General features: G+C 70.7%; 19 protein-coding genes. 7 read left to right on the forward strand and 12 right to left on the reverse strand.

What is annotated here, in order from left to right; translation table 11 throughout:
- Window positions 1-6,451 (reverse strand): DUF6531 domain-containing protein (locus B4E97_RS18020; protein ID WP_286961078.1); only part of this gene is annotated, 6,451 nt, incomplete at its 3' end.
- A 525-nt stretch (window positions 6,452-6,976) separates the two neighbouring features.
- Between B4E97_RS18020 and B4E97_RS18025 the strand changes: the two genes are divergently transcribed.
- The 3 genes from B4E97_RS18025 (at window position 6,977) to B4E97_RS18035 (ending at window position 8,801) form a co-directional block, all read left to right on the forward strand.
- Window positions 6,977-7,801 (forward strand): hypothetical protein, encoded by an 825-nt coding sequence (locus B4E97_RS18025; protein WP_019287889.1) that lies wholly within the window; start codon window positions 6,977-6,979, stop codon window positions 7,799-7,801.
- A complete protein-coding gene (locus tag B4E97_RS18030; protein ID WP_034253121.1) occupies window positions 7,798-8,382 on the forward strand; it encodes a hypothetical protein in 585 nt (194 codons plus the stop codon). The genes B4E97_RS18025 and B4E97_RS18030 overlap by 4 nt, the downstream gene beginning before the upstream one ends.
- Before the next feature lie 218 nt (window positions 8,383-8,600).
- Entirely contained in the window at window positions 8,601-8,801 is a 201-nt protein-coding gene (locus B4E97_RS18035) for an antitoxin VbhA family protein (RefSeq protein ID WP_156911384.1), read from the forward strand.
- Here B4E97_RS18035 and B4E97_RS18040 read toward each other — a convergent pair.
- Window positions 8,773-9,228 carry a hypothetical protein gene (locus tag B4E97_RS18040; RefSeq protein ID WP_019287892.1) on the reverse strand — a complete coding sequence of 152 codons (456 nt, stop codon included), beginning with the start codon at window positions 9,226-9,228 and terminating at the stop codon, window positions 8,773-8,775. The genes B4E97_RS18035 and B4E97_RS18040 overlap by 29 nt on opposite strands.
- On the opposite strand from B4E97_RS18040, the gene B4E97_RS18045 reads away from it, so the two are divergent.
- From B4E97_RS18045 to B4E97_RS18055, 3 genes are all read left to right on the forward strand, one after another.
- Window positions 9,227-9,403 (forward strand): hypothetical protein, encoded by a 177-nt coding sequence (locus tag B4E97_RS18045; RefSeq protein WP_019287893.1) that lies wholly within the window; start codon window positions 9,227-9,229, stop codon window positions 9,401-9,403. The genes B4E97_RS18040 and B4E97_RS18045 overlap by 2 nt on opposite strands.
- A gap of 30 nt (window positions 9,404-9,433) precedes the next feature.
- Window positions 9,434-9,919 carry a hypothetical protein gene (locus B4E97_RS18050; RefSeq protein WP_019287894.1) on the forward strand — a complete coding sequence of 162 codons (486 nt, stop codon included), beginning with the start codon at window positions 9,434-9,436 and terminating at the stop codon, window positions 9,917-9,919.
- A gap of 100 nt (window positions 9,920-10,019) precedes the next feature.
- Window positions 10,020-10,790, forward strand: coding sequence for a hypothetical protein (locus B4E97_RS18055; RefSeq protein ID WP_286961081.1), 771 nt, complete (start codon window positions 10,020-10,022; stop codon window positions 10,788-10,790).
- Window positions 10,791-11,073: 283 nt separating this feature from the next.
- Here the strand turns inward: B4E97_RS18055 and B4E97_RS18060 are convergent, their stop codons facing one another.
- The gene (locus B4E97_RS18060; RefSeq protein WP_019287896.1) at window positions 11,074-11,571 is read right to left on the reverse strand and encodes a hypothetical protein; all 498 of its coding nucleotides are present in this window, start codon (window positions 11,569-11,571) and stop codon (window positions 11,074-11,076) included.
- A gap of 92 nt (window positions 11,572-11,663) precedes the next feature.
- Between B4E97_RS18060 and B4E97_RS18065 the strand changes: the two genes are divergently transcribed.
- Entirely contained in the window at window positions 11,664-11,993 is a 330-nt protein-coding gene (locus B4E97_RS18065; RefSeq protein ID WP_029211917.1) for a hypothetical protein, read from the forward strand.
- Between the two features lie 586 nt (window positions 11,994-12,579).
- Here B4E97_RS18065 and B4E97_RS18070 read toward each other — a convergent pair.
- The 9 genes from B4E97_RS18070 to trmD form a co-directional block, all read right to left on the reverse strand.
- A complete protein-coding gene (locus tag B4E97_RS18070) occupies window positions 12,580-12,801 on the reverse strand; it encodes a hypothetical protein (protein ID WP_156911386.1) in 222 nt (73 codons plus the stop codon).
- A gap of 45 nt (window positions 12,802-12,846) precedes the next feature.
- Window positions 12,847-13,113 (reverse strand): magnesium chelatase domain-containing protein, encoded by a 267-nt coding sequence (locus tag B4E97_RS18075; protein WP_019287899.1) that lies wholly within the window; start codon window positions 13,111-13,113, stop codon window positions 12,847-12,849.
- Window positions 13,110-13,493 (reverse strand): YraN family protein, encoded by a 384-nt coding sequence (locus B4E97_RS18080; RefSeq protein WP_019287900.1) that lies wholly within the window; start codon window positions 13,491-13,493, stop codon window positions 13,110-13,112. The genes B4E97_RS18075 and B4E97_RS18080 overlap by 4 nt, the downstream gene beginning before the upstream one ends.
- Window positions 13,494-13,653: 160 nt before the next feature.
- Window positions 13,654-13,977: a DUF2469 domain-containing protein gene (locus B4E97_RS18085; protein WP_019287901.1), complete on the reverse strand. Its 324-nt coding sequence runs from the start codon at window positions 13,975-13,977 to the stop codon at window positions 13,654-13,656.
- Window positions 13,974-14,750: a ribonuclease HII gene (locus B4E97_RS18090; RefSeq protein ID WP_029211918.1), complete on the reverse strand. Its 777-nt coding sequence runs from the start codon at window positions 14,748-14,750 to the stop codon at window positions 13,974-13,976. The genes B4E97_RS18085 and B4E97_RS18090 overlap by 4 nt, the downstream gene beginning before the upstream one ends.
- Complete coding sequence (gene lepB / locus B4E97_RS18095; protein ID WP_029211919.1) at window positions 14,747-15,565, reverse strand: signal peptidase I; 819 nt, start codon at window positions 15,563-15,565, stop codon at window positions 14,747-14,749. Before lepB (B4E97_RS18095) ends, B4E97_RS18090 begins: the two co-directional genes overlap by 4 nt.
- Window positions 15,549-16,214 carry a signal peptidase I gene (lepB, locus tag B4E97_RS18100; RefSeq protein WP_084412820.1) on the reverse strand — a complete coding sequence of 222 codons (666 nt, stop codon included), beginning with the start codon at window positions 16,212-16,214 and terminating at the stop codon, window positions 15,549-15,551. The genes lepB (B4E97_RS18095) and lepB (B4E97_RS18100) overlap by 17 nt, the downstream gene beginning before the upstream one ends.
- Before the next feature lie 84 nt (window positions 16,215-16,298).
- Window positions 16,299-16,658 carry a 50S ribosomal protein L19 gene (gene rplS, locus B4E97_RS18105; RefSeq protein ID WP_019287905.1) on the reverse strand — a complete coding sequence of 120 codons (360 nt, stop codon included), beginning with the start codon at window positions 16,656-16,658 and terminating at the stop codon, window positions 16,299-16,301.
- A gap of 299 nt (window positions 16,659-16,957) precedes the next feature.
- Window positions 16,958-18,181 (reverse strand): tRNA (guanosine(37)-N1)-methyltransferase TrmD, encoded by a 1,224-nt coding sequence (trmD, locus tag B4E97_RS18110; protein WP_029211921.1) that lies wholly within the window; start codon window positions 18,179-18,181, stop codon window positions 16,958-16,960.

Raw genomic sequence — 18,181 nt, forward strand, 5'->3', positions numbered from 1 at the left:
CCGCCCCTGGTTTTGGGTGGGCGCCCCCCCCGCCCCCCTTCCCGTTCTGGGGGGTGTCGTACAGGTCAAAGTTGCCGCCGTAACGGGAGCCGCCTCCGCCTCCTCCACCGTACCCGCCTACCTCTTGCCGGCGTCCGTCGAGGTCGTAGCTGTTGATGGGGTCGAGGGGGTAGGTGTAGGCGGTGGGGTTGCCGCCGGGTTCGGGGTCGAGGCTGGTGAAGGCGCCGCGGGTGGGGTTGTAGTAGCGGTCGCCCATGAGGGTGAGGCCGGCGGTTTCGAGGGTGGTGGAGCGTTGTTTGGCTCCGAGCCATCCGTAGCCGAGGGGCCCGTCGACGTTCATGGTGGCCCAGGGGTTTCTGGGGGTGCCGTACTCGGTGTAGTCGCTCCACCCGTTGATCCGTGTGGCTGCGGCGTCTTGTGACTGGTCGGCGGGGATGGTGAGGGTGGTGGCGGTGTCGCCGTGCAGGGTGGTCAGGGTCAGGTCGACGGCCCCGTCCTGGGCGAGCTGGGCGCCGAGGTCTCCGCCGAGCGACTCAGCGAACCGCGTCGTGGCTGGGGTTCCGCCGTCGGGGGTGATGACGGTCCAGGACGGGTTGTCGGTGCCGTCGGTGTAGTGCCGCACCACGGTCTGGGACTGCACGGCCCCGCCGGTGCTGGTGGTGCGCTGGGTCAGACGCCGACCCGCGACATCGAGGGTGAAGGTGGTGTCGGTGCCGCCCTGCCGCGCGCTGGCGGGGAGGTCGTTGTCGAAGTACCCGAGGGTGATGTCCCCACTGGCCGGGTCGGGGGCGTCGACGGCGGGCACGAGGGTCTGCCGCCCGAGCTCGTCGTACGTGTACGCGCCGACGGCGTTGGTGCCGGTGGTGGGGCGGTCGGCGGTGTCGTACGCGTACGTCTTGTCCAGCACTTGGCTGGGTGTGCTGGCGCAGGAGCCGTCGGCGTGGTCTTCGACGCGGTGGCTGGTCCGGTTCCCGTTCACGCCCAGGGTGCCGTCGAAGCCGTAGGTACGGACCTGGCAGGGGATGCTGCTGGTGGTGCCGTCGGTCGTGGTGGCGTCGGTGTCGGGGGTGACGGTGGTGCCCGTCGTCGTGGCGGTCCGGTCGGTCACCTTGCTGAGGCGTCCGGCCTGGTCGTAGGTGTAGGCGCGGTCGTAGCCGATGGCATCCCCAGGCTTGGCGACGTTGGTGGGGGTGTCGGTGGTGCCGGCCTTCCCGTCGAACGCGGCGCCTTGTCCGGTGTAGTCGCGTACGACGCGGCCGGCGGGGTCGTTGGCCTGGGTCCAGGCCATCCACACGCCGCGGGTGGGGGTGCCGGGGGTGTAGACGGTGTTGCCGTCGGCGTCGGCGCTGGTGGTGTAGGGGGTGACCTGCCCGGTGTAGGCGAGGCCGGTAGGTTCACCGGCGTCGTCGTAGGTGGTGGTCTGCTCGAGCTGGCCGGGCATGCTCTGCCGGTAGAGCTTGCCGTCGGCGTCGTAGGCGCCGGTGTAGGTGATGTCGCCCTTGCCGGCGGAGCGGGTGATGATGACGCGGGTGGTCATCCCGCGGTGCTCGGTCTTCCCGGCGAGGTCGGTGCCGTCGTACCCGTAGCTCGTGGTGCCCTTGGCGTCGGTGACGGACGCGACCCGCCCGGCGGTGTCGTAGCTGGTGGTGGCCTTGTCACCGAGCTGGTTCGTGGTGCTGGTCTGGCGACCCCACGTGTCGAACGTGGCGGACTGGCTGGGCCCGGTCGGTTGCCCGTTGCTGTCGAGCTCGACGGTCCCGGTCGCGATCCCGGTGGCGGGGTCGTAGAGGGTCTTGGTGCCGGGTCGGGCCGCGCTCGAGGCGAGCCCGGCCACGGTCGTCGTGACGGTGTCGGCGCGCCCGTCGAGCAGGTACGTGCTGGTGGTGGTGCGGGTGACGGCGCCGCTGGTCTCCACGGTGGCGGCGGGCGCGAGCTGGTAGGTGTATTTCGTGGCTCGTTCGTCGGGAAGGGTCTGTCCTGGGGGTGGCGCGGCCGGACGAGTAGCGCATGCCAGGCCGGCCCACTCGGGGTGGCCGCCGCAGGCGGCGTCGGCGCCGGTCTGCGCGGCAGCGGTGTAGTAGCTGGTGAGGGTGGTGCCTGCTCCCCCACCGGTGTTCGCCTCGGACGGCTGGCGGGTCTCGGTGGTGCGGCCTTCGGCGTCGTGGAAGGTGCGGGCGGTGATGTCGCCGGCGTCCACGGTCCCGTTCAGGTTCATGTCCGTAGTGGTGGACGTCGAGGCGCCGAGGGTCCAGCCGCTGGTGGCGTCGTCACCGGGTGTCTTGGGCTCGTACCCGGTAATGGTGCGGGCGGTGGTCTCGACGTCGGTGCCGGTGGTGTCGGCCGCGGTCACGGTGACCGTGGTCGCCAGGCCGTACCCGGTGCCGGTCTTGGGGTTCACGCCGTTGTTGGGGGCGCCCTGGTCGTAGAGGGTCTTGGTGTGCGGGCGCACGGTCGTGGTGGTTCCGTCGCGCAGGACTGAGGGCCGCTGGGGTCCCCACACGTCGGTCACGAACGACCCCGCGGGGGCCTTCGCGGGCACACCGGCCACGGTGCTCGTGGTGGTGTCGGGGTTGTAGTCGGTGACGGTGCCGAGCGCGGACGCGTCGTACGCCTGCCCGTCGGGCAGGGGGTTGTCGGCGGTCCAGGCCAGTGCGCGCTGGATCGCGTCGGCGTCCAGCTCGAGGGTGACGTTGCCCTGGGTGTTGTACCGCGTGTATGTGGGCAGCCAGGTGCCGGTGCCGTAGGAGGCGGTGTTGATGGTGTACCCGGCCTGGTCGGTGTAGGACAGGTCGGCGTACCGCCAGTCGTCACCGGTGACGGTGTCGGTGTTGCCGGTGTAGTCGGGGCCGAACACGGCGGCCGCGTAGGTGGGCGGGTTGGTCTGTCCCCAGCGGCTGGTCATGGCGCTGCTCATGTCGGGCAGACCGGCCTGGCCCTGGATCCCGTACCGGACGCGGGTCAGGGCGGTGGCGCCCTGACCGCCCGGGTTGGGGCGGGACACGCTGGCGAGCTTCAACCGGGAGTCGCTGGTGGCGTACGCGAGCTGGTAGGGGGCCTGCCCGGCGGGGGTGATGGTGGTGATCTCGTTCTGGGCGCCGTACGTGTAGCTGGTCCCGAGCCCGGAGCGGGGGTCGGTGACCTTGGTGAGGCGCTTGCTGGCGTCGTAGCTGTAGCAGGCGACCGGGACGGTGGCCATCGACCCGGCCGCGGCGGTGCTGCTGGTGCCGTCGCAGGCCTTCACGGTCAGCGCGTCGGGGGTGTAGATCTCCATCGCGACGGACCCGACCTGCCCGGCCGGTGCCCCGTTGGTGCCGTAGGCGACGCGCAGGGCGCGGCAGCCGGGCTTGAGGCCGGTGGTGCTGCCGTTGTCGGGGCAGTCCGCGGCGGTCATCCCGGCGGGGACGGGCGCCAGGATCCGGGTCACGAGTCCGGTCGTGTTGCGGGTGTAGGTGGTGGTGCCGGACCCGGGCTCGGTGACGGTGGCGGGTGCGAACTGGCCGGCGGCGCCGGTGGTGGGGGCCTTGGTGGCGGTGAACGTGGTGGTGGTGCCGTCGGCCTCGGTGAGGGTGAACGTCTTGGTCTGCTCGTTCCAGGCCAGGGTGGTGCCGTCCAGGGCTGTGTCGTCGTCCGCGGGCACCCACGCCTTGGGGTTCATGGTCGCGCCGGTGCGGCGCAGCCCGTCGACCGGGCGGTAGATGAGGGTGGTGCCGTCCTCGGCGGCGAACACCATGGACCCGTCGATGTGGGTGGCGTCGATCGGGGTCAGCCCGGCCAGGCCGGCGTCCGAGCCGTCCAGGTTCGCGGTCCAGCCCGGCCCGAACACGCTGGCGGCGGGGGTGGCCTGGGCGGTGGTGTTGTTGCCGTACGTGGAGTGGGACCGGGACAGGGTCAGGTCACCGGTGTACCCGGGCACGGACACGTCAGTGGCCGACTGGTTGTACTCGCCGGTGAACAGGGCGACCTGCCCGGGGCCGGCGTCGGACGTGGGGAAGCCGTTGCCGAAGGCGTGCGGGACCCGGGAGATGGTGACCGGGGACGCCGACCAGGTGCACTGGGTGCCGGTGGAGTAGGTGAAGCAGACCTGCACGTCGATCAGGACCGGGACGCGGTCGTTGAGGGTGACCGCGGGGGTCTGGGCGTTGTCGACGTCAGCGGTCATGGAGTCCCACGCCGCCGAATACACCAGCGACGTCGTCGAGGACCCGGTCCCGGTCAGGGACACGCCGGTCAGGCCGGTCGCGTCGTTCCACTTGCCGGTCTCGGTGGTGCCGTACCCGGACACGCGCCACTGGACCTTGCCGGTGACGGTCGTCGCGGAGCCCTTCGGGGGCCCGGCTGCGGCGACCCGGATCGCGCCGGTGGTGGTGGCCGCGACCCGCACGCCGGCGGCGACCTGCTGACCGTCCACGGTGGCGGCGGGGGCCGGGGTGGGGGTGGTCATGGCCGCGTTGCCCCACCCGAGGGTGTGGGTGACGTGGGCGGACAGCTTCCCGGTGATCGAGGCGTTCCACGCCTCGATCGAGTGCCCGCCCGTGGTGGTGGGGATGGTGACGGTGGTCTTGGCGGTTCTCGGGTCGCTGGAGGGGGTGATCGCGACGGTCTTCTCCGCGGCGCCGTCGAGCCGGTAGTGGATGTACGCCGGGGTGCTGGTCGTGGCACCGGCCGCGGTGATCGTGCACGTCACCGGCGCGGTGGGCGCGGTGTCGGTCCACGACCCGCTGGTCTGGTACGGGGCCGGACAGGACACGACCGGCTTGGCGGGGATGCCGGCGGCGGTGCGGAACGTCGTCCACGGCGACCAGGTCCCGTTCCACAGGCCCTGGTCGTCCTGCACCGCGACGCGGGCGTAGTAGACCGCGTTGTCGGACAGGGTGCCGGGCACCGAGCACTTGCCGGCCTGCCCTGAGGCGGCCTTGACCTGGCACGACGTCAGCGGGGTCGCGTTGGTGGCGGCGGTGTTCGTGGTGTGGATCTCGACCTTGAGGGTGACGTCGTTGCCGTCAGGGTCGGTCGCCGCCATCTGGAACTCCGGCGTCAGGTCCGGGGTGTAGATCAACGACGACGTCCAGGTCGGGGCCTTGTACGTCACCGCGGGGAACGTCATCGCTGGGGCCGCGGCAGCGTTCGGCTTGCGGTTGTAGGTGATCGTGAACACCGGCGGCGTCGCCGTCTCTGAGGACGCGAACTTCTTCCACGACCGGATGTCCGTCTCGCTCGCGGCCTTCAACGCCACCGCGCCCGTCGAGGACGACGCGGTCGACCACGCCTGGAACAGGCTCGTCAACGGGACACTCACGTCACCGGCCGGGCACGCGCTCGAGTACCCCTTCGCCGCCGACACCGACCCGTACACGGTCGGGTTGATGTACGGCTGCGCGGTCCATCGGGTCGCCGTCGACGCCGGGTTCGCGGCGAACACGTTCATCCCGGTCGCGGTGCACGAGCTCGACCACGCCTCCCGCAGCCGCAGCGACGCGGACTTCACCTGCAGACCGTGGAAGCTGCCCAGCGGGACGTTCAGGAAGGACCGCGCCACCGTCGACCCGTCATAGGTGCCGGCCTTCAGCTCGGTCGACCCGGACTCGTCGGTGGTGAAGTTCGACTGCACGAACGTGTCGAAGCTCGGCTTGACCGTCAACGACGCGTACGTCGGGTCCACCACGATCGGGAACACCCGCGCCGGGTCGGACGCCCACGCCTTGTCCACGCTCACCGTCAACGTCGCCTGGCCCGGGTTGGCCTGGGCGACAGTCATCTTCACCGGCACCCGGTTCGCGGGGTCGCCCGAGCGGGGATCGACCTTCGCGTCCCACGCAGACGCCGGAGCCAGCCGCGAGACCGTCTTGCCGTGCGCGTCGACGAAGTCCACTCCCCCAACCGGGGTCGGCTTCGCGATCAAGCCCCTGGTCTTCAACGGCACCGTCCACGACAACCCCGTAGCCGGGTTCACCGCGGACTTGTCCTTGACCACGTAGAACGACTCGAACCCGCTCCGCAGCGCGTCCACGCGGTAGTCCACCCCGGTCGCCACGTCCGGCCACGTCGCCGACGCCCCCGACAGGACCGGCTTGCCCATCCGTCCCGTCCACCCCAGCGTCACCTGGCGTCCCGCGCCGTGGTCCACACTCGTGCCCGCCGCGCCAACCCGCACCCCCACCACCGGGCGCTTCGGAGCCACAGAACCGTCCAGCGCCGCCGCCATCGTCAGGTCCACGTCCGCCCACGCGCCCGTGGCGTCCTTCACGCTGGTCTGCCCCACCGACGCGCGCGTGGTGAACGTCCCATCCGGGTTCACCCACGTCCGCGCGAACTCGGACCGCTCCGAGAGAGCCTCCACCGGGGCGCCCTGCGCCCGCGCAGCCACCCGCGCCGACACCACGTCCCGCGCCGAGTCCACCCGCGGCGCCGCCGGCTTGGCCTGCGGGACACGTGCTGGTGGAGCCTCAGGCACCGCAGCCGCAGTCCCATCCGCTGCGACCAACGCGCCCACCGCAACCACGGCCGCCACGAACACCCGACGAGAAGCCAGACCCCACAACGACATGGGAACCCTCCACGAGGCGAAGCCCTTCACCCAGAGCAACGGGGAACCACCACACAGTGACCCAGGACAAGTAAACCTGACCGCACCCTGACACGCCACAGCGGGGTACGCATATTCGTGCGTGTGACGGTGTCACTGCAGGCTCCGGGGCGCGGCGGGCTCGTCTCGAGAACCATGGAGTCCGCGCCACCCCAGATCCCCTGTCCCTGAGCACGGGTCAATCGCTGTGGAGAACACTCCGGGCCGCACGCCACTACCCCACCGACCGGACCGAGTAGCCAGCCACACCGCCGGCAGCCCCTAAGGCATCGCAGAAGATCTCACACCGCCTTAGCAACGTGATTAAAGGTTATTTCATACACCCGCTGAGGCAGCCTCCCAAGGAGGCTGGGTAGTTTGGATCGTAGTGTCAGGGCGTCATACCTTCACCACATGGACAAGCAGCGAACCGCCTCGAGCGACAGCAGCCCGGTCGCCCCGGCGACCGTTGCCGACACCCGTAACTTCCTCATCGAACGGTCTGGCCGGACGTTCACCCCGCTGGGCAAGACATTCATCCAGAACCCCGACCGTACGGCCAGTAGCCGACGGGCCCCCCTGGCGCAGTTTGTTACCCACCGCGACCATCGCGGGCTCCTCGCGCTGCTGATGCTGCACACCATCATCAGCAGCGGCGACCACGAGGACGGCTGGAGCGCCAGCCTGCCTCTGCCGGTGTGGGCACGGGCGTTCGCCACCACCGCGACCGCGACCGACGCCTCGGCGAAGTCTGCCGCCACCAAGATCCTGACCCGCCTGCAGGCCCGGCACCTCATCGAACGCCGCCACGGCGGCCCCCGCGCCGTCGTGATCACCCTGCTGTCCCCAGACGGCAGCGCGGAGCCCTACACCCGCCCCATCGGCGCCGCGGCCACCAGTCGGTTCATCCGCCTCAACCACCGCTTCTGGACCGAAGAATGGGACACCCACCTGTCCTTGCCGGCAGTAGCCATGCTCCTGGTCGCCCTGCACGAGAAACCCGGCTTCCCCCTGCCCACCGAGCGCATGCCCGCCTGGTACGGCTGGTCCGCCGACACTGCCGAACGAGGTTTACGCGAGCTGCGCGACAACGGTCTCCTGCACGTCGAGCGACGCACCCGGACCTCGCCCCTGTCCCCCACCGGCCTGAGCACCCAGAACCTCTACACCCTCCAAGCCCCGTTCGACCCCGACACCCTCACCCGCGATATCGCCGCCCGCACCAGGACCCGCCCATGAGCCCAGCGACGACGCCGATAGCCCTGCGCGCCTGGGTAGACGAGTCCGCCTCGGTCCACGACCTCGACCCCGGCGCCTACATCCTCGCCGCCGCGATCGGCCCCGCCCACCTCGAGGACGACACCCGCCACAGCATGCGCTCCCTGAGGCTGCCCGGCCAGAACAAGCTCCACTGGCGCGACGAGGACGAGCGACGTCGGGGCGTCATCGCCACCACCATCGCTGCTCTCGAGCACACCTACCTCGTCGTCGTCCGCGAAGGCTGCGCCAGTGACAACCTCAAACGACGACGCAACAAGACGATCGAACGACTCCTGCCCGAGCTGGAACTGCTCGGCGTCACCCAGGTGACCTTCGAGTCTCGCGGCTCCGCTGACGACAAGCGCGACCTTGACCTCGTCCAGGCGTTGCGCGGTCGCGGTCGCCTTGGCCCGGCCGTCCGGATCCACCATGTGCGCGGACGCGACGAACCCCTGCTGTGGATCCCCGACGCGGTCTGTGGAGCCGTCACCAACGCCCGCACCACCACCGGTGAGTACCTCGACGCCCTCCACGAGCGCATCCGCCTCATCACCATCTAACTCCGAACATGACGCGAGCCCCGGGCCCTGTCGTCCGGCAGGAAATCCCGAGGCTCACTTCCCCAAACCCTCGCAAGGGAGGGGCGCTACAACCACTATAGGCCGCGACCCGGTCAGGAAGTCCAGCAGCGAAGATCCTATCCGTCAGTTGAACCACGCCCGTGAGCCCCACCTACAGCAGGAGACGACACCCGAGAGGGGGTGACAGCATGACGAGCATGACCTTGGACAAGCCGATCACCGAGCAGGAGTACGTCGCCCGGGTCGCCGACGCGCGTCGTATCCGGCACTCGACCGAGATGGAGGGCGGCCGCACCAGCGACGTCGCGCGCGCCGAGCAGGACCGGTACGTGCGTGGGGAGATCACCGGTGACGAGCTGATCGCGCTGATCAAGGCACGCCACCGCGATGGCCGGTGACGGCGAGGGCGAGTCCTGGGACCTGAACGACCTGGTGGCCGCGCACGCGGTCGGTCGGTTGCCGCCCGGTGTTGTCGACGACGAGGTCGCCGACCAGCTCGCCCCGCTGACCGAGGACCCGATGCGGTACGTGCGCCTGTACGTCCCCGCCGCTGCCGACACTCGCACCGTCGCCCTGGTCCCCGGCACCGAGGCGTTCTTGTCCCTGGACCAGGCCCGTGCTTCCCTGGTCCCCGGCGCGGGCCTGGTCGTCGCCGACGTCCACGTGTTCGGGGTCGCCTACACCCCGGCCGGCGACGAGCCCGGCCGCCTCACCTACAGCAGCGGCCCGCTGACCGGGTTCACGGTCCACGACCCGACCGGGCCCCTCCCGGCGCGCCCCGTGGACGATCGGCGACCAGGCCCAGCGGTGGGCCGCGTACGTCATGGACGACGGGGTCACCCTGCGCAACCTGGTCGGCGCCCGCTCCCCCGAGCAGCTGCGCACCCGCGAGGACGAGCTCGTCGAGGCCCGCGCCCTGACCCTGCGCGAGCAGGGCCTGGACTCCTACGACCTGGCCGGCGCCCGGCAGGTGCACCGGCACCTGTTCCAGGACGTCTAAGAGCGGGCCGGTGAGCTGCGCACCGTCAGCATGGAGAAGGGCGGCGGGCGGTTCATCGGCGACGCCGTCCTGCCCGCCGCGGCCGCGCAGCTCGCGGTCCACCTGCGCGACACCGACAACCTGCGCGCCGTCGCCCCCGACCGGTTCCCCGCCGCCCTCGCCCGGGTGTACGGGGTCAACAACCAGATCCATTTCGCCCGCGAAGGGAACGGCAGAACTAACCGTGAGGTGGTGTCGATGCTCGCCGCGCACAACGGTTTTCGCGTCGACTGGACCGTGGTCAAGGGCGCCATGAACGACCGGATCTCGCGACAGGCCGTCATCACCGGCAGCATGGCCGGCTACGAGGCCATGTTCCAGGTCATCACCCGCCCCACCGACCGGCCACGCGCCACCGCGGCGACCCCCAACCCGGGCGACCGCGGACCCGCCCAGCGGCCCATCCACCTGACCGGCGAAGACAGCGCATACGGCCCCCGCGTCGATGGCCCGCGCCACCGCGGGCCCCGCGCGTGAGCCCACAACACGGCCGGCGCGCCGCCTGCGCGGCCCCCGTCGTCCACAGGGCGCCGACGGCCGCGGTGACGGGGCCGTGCGGGCTGGTTAAGGTCGGGCCATGACTGACACACAAGCCCGGATGGACCAGGCGTTTGCGCTCGTGGCCGCGGCCGTCGACGTGCTCCTGGCGCGAACGCAGGGCATGGACGGCCTGGACGAGAACCTGCAGTTGTCGCGGGTGCTGGACGACCTGCAGGTCGCCGGCGCCGACCCGGCCAGCCCGGAGGTCCTCGACGACGACGCCCTGGCGGGCGAGAGCGTGGTGTCGCTCCTGGGCGGTGACATCGACGAAGAGGTCGACAACCCTCTCCCGGTCCACCTCGGACTGGCTGAATTTGACCCGTTGATCATCTTCCCACTGGGCGGCAACGACCTTGCGGATCAAAGCGCGATGCACCTTGTCCTCGTTTGTTCCAATCTGTTCGGCGACGATGTAGCGGATCAGATCCCACCCCGCCAGCATGTCCGCATAGGCCCATTTGGTCTCGGCCGGGGCGTTGTCGACCCAAGGATTCAGCGCTTCGCGCCAGAAGCAGGTCATCTGCTCGTACCCGAACTCCTTCGCATAGCCGCGAAGCTTCTGATCCAGCTTGTCGAAGGTGCCGGTCTCATCCTTGGCCGTGCTCGGCACGTTCGTGACGAGCGCGTAGTGCCGAACACCCTCCTCCGCGAGCCGTCGCAGATTGTCAGCCTCCTTCTTGACAACTTGCTCCAGCCAGCTGACCGGATTCTTCTCACACCCGTTGACCGACCACTTGACCTGGTAGACCATCACCTTCGAGGGATCGACCGCGCGCAGACCGTCTCGGCCACCGTCCGCTTGGCGTAGTGCCATCGGGATGTAGTCGGAGAACTGGTTGACGAGTAGAGCGCCGACGAGCTGCTGGAAGTCGTGATCGCCCAGACGCTCGTACAGGTAACGATGTCGGCTCTCGGGCAAGACTCTCTCCTCCGTTGCCAGCCGAGCCCGAGGGGCCGACTGCGATCAGCACTGCAATTCTGACACCGCGGTGTCTGCCTCACATGGCTAGCCATGCTCTCAGTACACGAGACCTTCATCGGTAGCGTGGCTCTGAATGTCCGCCTACTTCATTCAAGCGTCGAGCTTCTCGTCATGGATCGGCAGCTTTCAGCCGCTCAGACTCGCCCGGCGGCCGTGCGATTGCACCAATTATGCGATGCCCTGCGCCGGTTGCGTGGCGCGTGCACCTGGCCGCGTAGATCGACGTCTTGCTGGTATTCACACCACAGAGTTCGCAGGTGTGGCGTGATTCGTCCTCTGCTCCAGCGATGCGATGCTGGACAGCATCGCTGAACGACGGGGGTGCGATGTCGTAGCAGAGCCGGCCAGCCTTCTGATCCGCCCGCGTCACGACGTACTCGCCCAGTAGCTCGAGCAGATCATGGTGTAGCTCGTTCACGATCCGCACCCATCCTGCCGGCAGCGCCCAGACCTGGCCAGGGCTGCGCTGGGTGCTTAGCGCGATCGACGGATCCGCGACATCCCGCAGTGCCTCGGGATGCCCGCCAGCGAACAGGAAGATCCGCCCGTACTCGGCCAACTCGCGGGCCTTCATCTGCTGCAGCTCAGCCGTGAGTTCGTCCGTCACGAGACCTCCTTCTGCTTCTTGAGCCTACGTGCCAACCCTCAAAGACGAGAGGATGGAGCCATGACTGACGGCCCCACTCCCCTGGACTGGACATGCTGCGCCGCGAGGAGATCAAGGACCTCCTCGCCGGCTACGGCATGACCACCGCGCGCGTGATCGGATGGGCCGGCGCTGGCAAAGACCTGCCCGGTCCGGCGGAGATCGCCGTCGACATCAACGCACCCACCGACCTCACCGGCGGTGATCTGGCCAAGATCGATCGTGAGGTCGGTGCCTTGGTCGGCCTTGAAGTCGTCGTGGTGGTGCAACGACCAGGCGAAGGCACCGTCCTGCCCGGCGAGAAAATCAAATTCACCAAGGCCGGAACGGCGATGTTCTGCCGACCAGACGCCAAGGGGCGCCTGCGCTGGGGCAAGCCCTAGCCGCACGTCTTCCCGCTCGGGACGTCCGGCCCACACGGACGAGCGATCCCGAACGAAAGGCAGTGCCATGGCCCAACCCCTCGGACCCCACGAGGCGCAGTGCGCCAAGTGCTCCCATATCTTCGCCACCGTCGCCCTATTCGATCGCCACATCGACGGCGTAGGCCCCGGCGCGGCGCACCTGCACCCCAGCGAGCTGGGCCTCGTGCTGGACGAATCGCGCGGCACCTGGGGCGCCCCAATAGGGCCTCCCAGACACGGCCCCCCAGCGACTTTCTCGCCCGCCAGGTACTCCGACACACCTGCCCCCGTGGGCACGCCCTGGGGGCCGCAACCTGCGCCCGTCAGCCCTACGCCGTGGACGCCGCGAATGCCTCACCTGCGACCGCGCCCGCAAGGCCCAGCGCCAGGCCCCACACATGCCGCTAGCCGACGCCGTGGCCCTTGTCCTGGGGCGCGAGGACTGGCAGGCGATGGCCCGGGACGCCGTGGCGGACGCCCTCTAGCACCGAGCCGAGGAAGGGCCATAGCGCCCTCTGGACACGGTCCCCCACGCCCTTAGCGCGGGACCCGGTACCCAGCACGCCTAATCCGTGTCGGGCACCCGGGGGACCGCATCCACCTCCGCCGCGTCGACCTCGCGCTGCTCCCGCTCGGCCTGCATGTTGTGTCGTTCTAGGTCCGCCATCAACTCCGCCAGGGCGAACGCGCGGGCAACCTCGGGACTGCCGCCCACCTGGAACGGCTCGGGCCAGTACGGCTCGGGCTCTCCGGATGGATTCCGGGAAGGTCCGCTGTGCTCACTCATGCCGCAAGCATGACAGGCAGGCCCAGATGGGCCGCGAAAAGAACGTTATTGAGTGACCATGGGCAGGTCGAAGGCGTTGCCGGACTTGGGCATCCACGCCGGCGACAGGTTCACCGTGAGACGACGCGACGGCAGGGGCACGCCCGCGTTGCTCGCCGCCGCCCGGATCCGGTCGCGCGCCTCGCCGACGGTCGTGTCCGCGAGCCCCGTCACGGTGAAGGCCGGCAGCCCGAGACTGACATCCGCCTCGACATCGACGACGGCCCCCTCGAGCCCCGACAGGGTCACGCCGCGGGTCAGCCCGGTGCTCACGACAGCACCCCCTCGAGGTGCTCGACCTCCGGCGCGCCGGCGCGGGGCACGAGGACCCCCACGACGTCGACGCGGACGTGCGGGGACGTGACCTCCGGGTGCTCCTGCAGCCACCGCACGGCGAGGCGCCGCAGCCGCATCGCCTTGCGCTGCGTCACCTGCTCGACCGGGCTGCCGTAGGACACGCTCGTGCGGGTCTTGACCTCGCACACCACGAGGGTGGGGGGTGAGGTCGGGGCCACGACGTCGATCTCCCCCTGGTCGCACCGCCAGTTGCGGTCGACCACCGTCATCCCGAGGGCCTCGAGGTGGCGCGCCGCCACCCGCTCGCCGTAGTCCCCGACGGCCCGATGCCGTGCCGGGCCGGATCCACATGCCATGGCCACACCTCACGCTCCCGTGCGACCACCGTGACCGCACGGGACCCAGACTGCTCCCGTCGAGCAGGCCGAGACCTGGCCGACGAACGCCCTGTGGACGAGGGCGACGGGAACGCGGCGACCTGTGGACAGACCCCGACGAACGCGAGGTCCGGGACCGTCAGGACGGGAAGCCGGGATCCTTGGCGAGGTCGAGGTCGGACTTGGCAAGCTCCTCGACGTTGACGTCCTTGAAGGTCACGACGCGGACGTTCTTGACGAACCGGGCTGGCCGGTAGACGTCCCACACCCAGGCGTCGGACATCGTCACGTCGAAGTACACCTCGCCGCCGTCGCTGCGCACCCGCACGTCGACGGAGTTGCACAGGTAGAACCGTCGCTCGGTCTCCACGACGTGGGAGAACAGCCCCACGACGTCGCGGTACTCCCGGTAGAGCGCGAGCTCCATCTCGGTCTCGTACCGCTCGAGGTCCTCTGCGCTCATCGCTCCTGCACTCCCTGCTCAGCTGCTGCGACGCCGACGGCGTCCGCGGTCGTCCCATCATCACCCAACACCCGCTGCAGGGGCAGCCGCCACGACCGGCGGTGGTGGACGCAGGGCCCCAGGCGGGACAGCGCGTCGAGGTGCCCCGGGGCGGCATACCCCTTGTTGACCGCGAAGCCGTAGGCGTCGTCGACGTCGTCCTGCTCGGCCAGCCGGACCATGAGGCCGTCGCGCTCGACCTTGGCGAGCACGCTCGCCGCCGCCACCGAGGAGCAGCGCAGGTCGGCCTTGATCATCGTGTGGACGGGGATCAGGTCATCGTCGAGCGCGCCGAGCAGACCCACGCGGTCCGGCTCGGTGAACCAGTCGTGGTTGCCGTCGAGCAGCACCAAGGAGGGCACGAGCCCATCGGCGCAGGCCGCCTCCATCGCGCGCCGTCCTGCGAGGCGCAGCGCCCCCATGATCCCGACCTCGTCGATCTCCTGCGGGGTGGCGTGCCCCACGCCGTATGCCGGCGCCCACCGCCTCAGCCGGGGCACCAGCCTCTCGCGGGCCGCGGGCGTCAGCAGCTTGGAGTCCCGCACCCCCGTCGGCGCCGAGCCGACGGACAGGTCGATCAGCACGACCCCCACGGACACGGGTCCGGCCAGGGCACCCCGGCCCACCTCGTCCATGGCCGCGATGACCTGCCGCCCCTCGGGCAGGCCCCGCTGCAGGGCCCGCTCGACGCGCAGGCTGGGCCGCCGCGAGGTCGCCGTGGCGGGGGGTGTCACGGCGAGTCGGGCACGGCCGAGTACACGCTCGTCGGCTGGCCGAGCCAGGTCATCTCGGAGAACGGCCACACCACGGCGACGGCCCGCCCGACGACGTCGTCGATCGGCACGGATCCGGTGCTGCCGTCCCGGCTGGGGTCGTGGTAGCGGGAGTCGCCCGAGTCGCTGCGGTGGTCGCCCATCACCCAGAGCCGGCCCTCCGGGACGGTGATGTCGAAGGGATCGACGCTGGGGGCGTCGCCGGGCTTGAGATAGCTCTCGGAGATCGCGGCGCCGTTGACCGTGAGCTTGCCGTCCTCGGTGCAGCACCTCACCTTGTCCCCTGGCAGGCCGATCACGCGCTTGATCAGGTGGCTGTCGGAGTCGTTGGGGAGCAGCCCCACGAAGACGAAGGTCTCGTGCAGCACGTTGGCGACGCCGGACCGCTGGGCCGTCGGTGCCTGCACCAGCCAGCGGCCGGTGTCCTCGAACACGACGATGTCGCCCCGCTCCAGCTCGAACGGCCTGGGCGTCAGCTTGGACACGACCACCCGGTCGCCTTCGACCAGGGTGTCCTCCATCGAGCCGGACGGGATGAAGAACGCCTGCATCAGCCAGGTCTTGACGGCCAGGGACAGGATGAGGGCCAGACCGACCACGATCACGAACTCGCGCACCGCGTGCATGAGGTGGGAGCCGGCGCTGGGGCTCCTCGTCGCACCTGCGCCGCGGGACTCGCCGGGCTCGCCCGACTCGCGCCCCTCGGCGCCGTCGCGTGGCTCCCCCGCGTCGCCTCCCGGCGTCGGGTCCTCGTGCACGTCACGCGCGTCGGTCATCGGGTTCCTCCAGGGTCATCAGGTCGGGTCGGGCGGCCACGGCTCGCCACTGGCCGGGCGGCCACAGCACGCGGGTCACCCGACCGGTGACGTCACGCTCGGGAACGAGCCCGCCGCCGGGTGAGCCCAGCCTCGACCGTGAGTCGGCCGAACGGCTGCGGTGGTCACCCAGCACCCACAGTCTGCCTGGCGGCACCACCACGTCGAAGCTCACCTCGCTGGGTGTGTCGCCGGGGTGCAGGTAGGGCTCCTCCACGGGGCGGCCGTCGACGGTGACCCGCCCCTGGTCGTCGCAGCAGCGCACGTGGTCGCCGCCCACGCCCACCACCCGCTTGACCACGTGGTGGCCGGGCGAGGCGCCGAGCGCGCGGCCGAGCACCTGGATCGCGAGCGGTCGGTCGTCCACGGTGCCGAAGGTGCGGGTGCCGTCGAAGACGATCACGTCCCCGCGGTCCACCGCACCTGCTCGCTTGTCCACGAGGATCCGCTCGCCGGGGCGCAGCAGCGGCTCCATCGAGTCGCTCGGCACGACGAACCAGTCGACGACCCAGGTCCGGGCGGCGACGAGCGCCACCCAGGCGAGCAGCACGGCGACGAGGAGGCGCCGGGCCCGACGAGAGATGCCGACCGCGACCGAGGTGTCGGTCATGGTCGGCATCGTCGTCCGGGGGTGCACCCGCGGCAGCCTAGTGGCCGCGGCTGTGCGCTCTCGCCCGGCCTGCGGCGACAAGGGTCAGCGCTTGCCCGTGGTGTCGCGCTTCTCCTTGATCTTGGCGGCCTTGCCGCGCAGGTCGCGCAGGTAGTACAGCTTGGCGCGACGCACGTCGCCGCGGGTCATGACCTCGATCCGGTCGATGACCGGGGTGTGCAGCGGGAAGGTGCGCTCCACGCCGACGCCGAAGGAGATCTTGCGGACGGTGAAGGTCTCGCCGATGCCGCCGCCGGAGCGACGGATCACGACGCCCTGGAAGACCTGGACACGGGAGCGGGTGCCCTCGATGACCTTGACGTGGACCTTGAGGGTGTCTCCGGCGCGGAACGCGGGGACGTCGTCGCGCAGGCTCGCGGCGTCGAACTCAGCCAGCTTCTTCATGCGATGTCGCTTTCTCGTGGGGCCGCCACAGGTCGTCCCACCGTCGGCTGCGCCCTGGGTCGGGTGCAGGCAGGTGTCGTATGACGTCCCCGGCTGCCGCGTCCCTGTCATCAGACAGGTCCTCCCCCTGTGGCAGGGGCATGGTTGATCGCCGCGAGACGCAAGGCACGATTCTGCCAGACCAGGGTCCCTGACCCCAACTCGGGCGGTCGACGGCGTCCCGAGGCGTCCCCGAGGCGGCGCCGGCCCGGTGCGCGCGAGCGCGGGTGGAGCGCGGCGGACCCAGGAGCACGATGCGGTCAGGAGCGCCGCAGGCGCTTCTCGAGCTCCACGGTGCCTGGGACCCCCTGCCGGGCCTCGCGCACCGGGCGGTACCCCGCCTTGCGGTAGAGGCGCTGGTTGCGCTCGCTGCGCGCCCCCGTGAGCAGCCACGCCCGGGTGGCCTCGGGCGGCGCCTGGCGCTCGACGTGGGCGAGCAGCTGCCGGCCCATCCCCTGCCCCACGAGGTCCGGGGCGACCATGAGCCGACCGACCTCCCAGGTGTTGCCGTCGACGAGCCTGCCGCGCACCGACGCCACCAGCCGGCCGTCACCGCGATTCGCGCCGCGAGCGCCGTCGCGGACCACCCAGGTGCGCCACCCGTCGATCCCGCTCCGGGCCTGCGCCAGCGTCTCCACGAGCGGGGGGATGTCGGGCGCCTCGTTGACCCGGCCCTCGTCCACCCAGCAGGCCCGGGTGAGGGTCCACAGCTCGGGGACGTCGGCGGGCGTCGCCAGGCGGATCGCCAGCTCCTCGCCGCCCGCGAGGGTGGCCGACGCGGGCAGCAGGTCGGGGCGCCGCGCGGCGGTCCGCTCGAGGCGCTGCCGCTGCCGCCAGGTCGCGATCGCGCCGTGGTCGCCCGAGAGGAGCACCGGCGGCACCTCGCGGCCGCGCCAGGACGCCGGCTTGGTGTAGACGGGGTACTCGAGCAGGCCGTCCTCGTGGGACTCCTCGACGAGCGACGCGGCGTTGCCCACGACCCCGGGCAGCAGCCGGGCCACCGCCTCGGTGATGGTGAGGACGGCGACCTCGCCACCGTTGAGCACGTAGTCGCCGAGGGACACGACGCGGACCCGGCCGTCGAGCGCCTCCTGCGCGTGCTCGTAGACGCGCTCGTCGATCCCCTCGTAGCGTCCGCAGGCGAAGGCCAGCCACGGCTCGCCCGCCAGCTCGTGGGCCATCGCCTGGTCGAAGCGCCGACCGCCGGGACCCGGCACCACGAGCAGGGGGCGGGCGCCGGCATACGACTCGTCACCGACCGAGCGCAGGTGGTCGATCGCCTGGGCCCACGGCTCGGGCTTCATCACCATGCCGGCGCCCCCGCCGTAGGGGGTGTCGTCGACGGTGCGGTGCCGATCGGTCGTCCACGAGCGCAGGTCGTGGACGTGCAGGTCCAGCAACCCCTCGCGGCGGGCCTTGCCGATGAGGGAGAGGTCCAGCGGCGAGAGGTACTCGGGAAAGATCGAGACGACGTCGATGCGCAC

Origin of the sequence: Arsenicicoccus sp. UBA7492 (genome assembly GCF_002479615.1) — a bacterium.
GTDB lineage: Bacteria > Actinomycetota > Actinomycetes > Actinomycetales > Dermatophilaceae > Arsenicicoccus > Arsenicicoccus bolidensis.

What these genes read in the sequence shown, in the direction of transcription:
- B4E97_RS18065 (WP_029211917.1), top strand. Translation starts at nt 11,664, where the DNA reads ATGCTGCGCCGCGAGGAGATCAAGGACCTCCTCGCCGGCTACGGCATG.
- B4E97_RS18030 (WP_034253121.1), top strand. Translation starts at nt 7,798, where the DNA reads ATGAGCCCAGCGACGACGCCGATAGCCCTGCGCGCCTGGGTAGACGAG.
- B4E97_RS18025 (WP_019287889.1), top strand. Translation starts at nt 6,977, where the DNA reads ATGGACAAGCAGCGAACCGCCTCGAGCGACAGCAGCCCGGTCGCCCCG.
- B4E97_RS18040 (WP_019287892.1), bottom strand. Translation starts at nt 9,228, where the DNA reads ATGACGTACGCGGCCCACCGCTGGGCCTGGTCGCCGATCGTCCACGGG.
- B4E97_RS18045 (WP_019287893.1), top strand. Translation starts at nt 9,227, where the DNA reads ATGGACGACGGGGTCACCCTGCGCAACCTGGTCGGCGCCCGCTCCCCC.
- B4E97_RS18055 (WP_286961081.1), top strand. Translation starts at nt 10,020, where the DNA reads ATGACTGACACACAAGCCCGGATGGACCAGGCGTTTGCGCTCGTGGCC.
- B4E97_RS18080 (WP_019287900.1), bottom strand. Translation starts at nt 13,493, where the DNA reads ATGGCATGTGGATCCGGCCCGGCACGGCATCGGGCCGTCGGGGACTAC.
- B4E97_RS18085 (WP_019287901.1), bottom strand. Translation starts at nt 13,977, where the DNA reads ATGAGCGCAGAGGACCTCGAGCGGTACGAGACCGAGATGGAGCTCGCG.
- lepB (WP_084412820.1), bottom strand. Translation starts at nt 16,214, where the DNA reads ATGACCGACACCTCGGTCGCGGTCGGCATCTCTCGTCGGGCCCGGCGC.
- B4E97_RS18070 (WP_156911386.1), bottom strand. Translation starts at nt 12,801, where the DNA reads ATGAGTGAGCACAGCGGACCTTCCCGGAATCCATCCGGAGAGCCCGAG.
- lepB (WP_029211919.1), bottom strand. Translation starts at nt 15,565, where the DNA reads ATGACCGACGCGCGTGACGTGCACGAGGACCCGACGCCGGGAGGCGAC.
- B4E97_RS18050 (WP_019287894.1), top strand. Translation starts at nt 9,434, where the DNA reads ATGGAGAAGGGCGGCGGGCGGTTCATCGGCGACGCCGTCCTGCCCGCC.
- rplS (WP_019287905.1), bottom strand. Translation starts at nt 16,658, where the DNA reads ATGAAGAAGCTGGCTGAGTTCGACGCCGCGAGCCTGCGCGACGACGTC.
- B4E97_RS18035 (WP_156911384.1), top strand. Translation starts at nt 8,601, where the DNA reads ATGACCTTGGACAAGCCGATCACCGAGCAGGAGTACGTCGCCCGGGTC.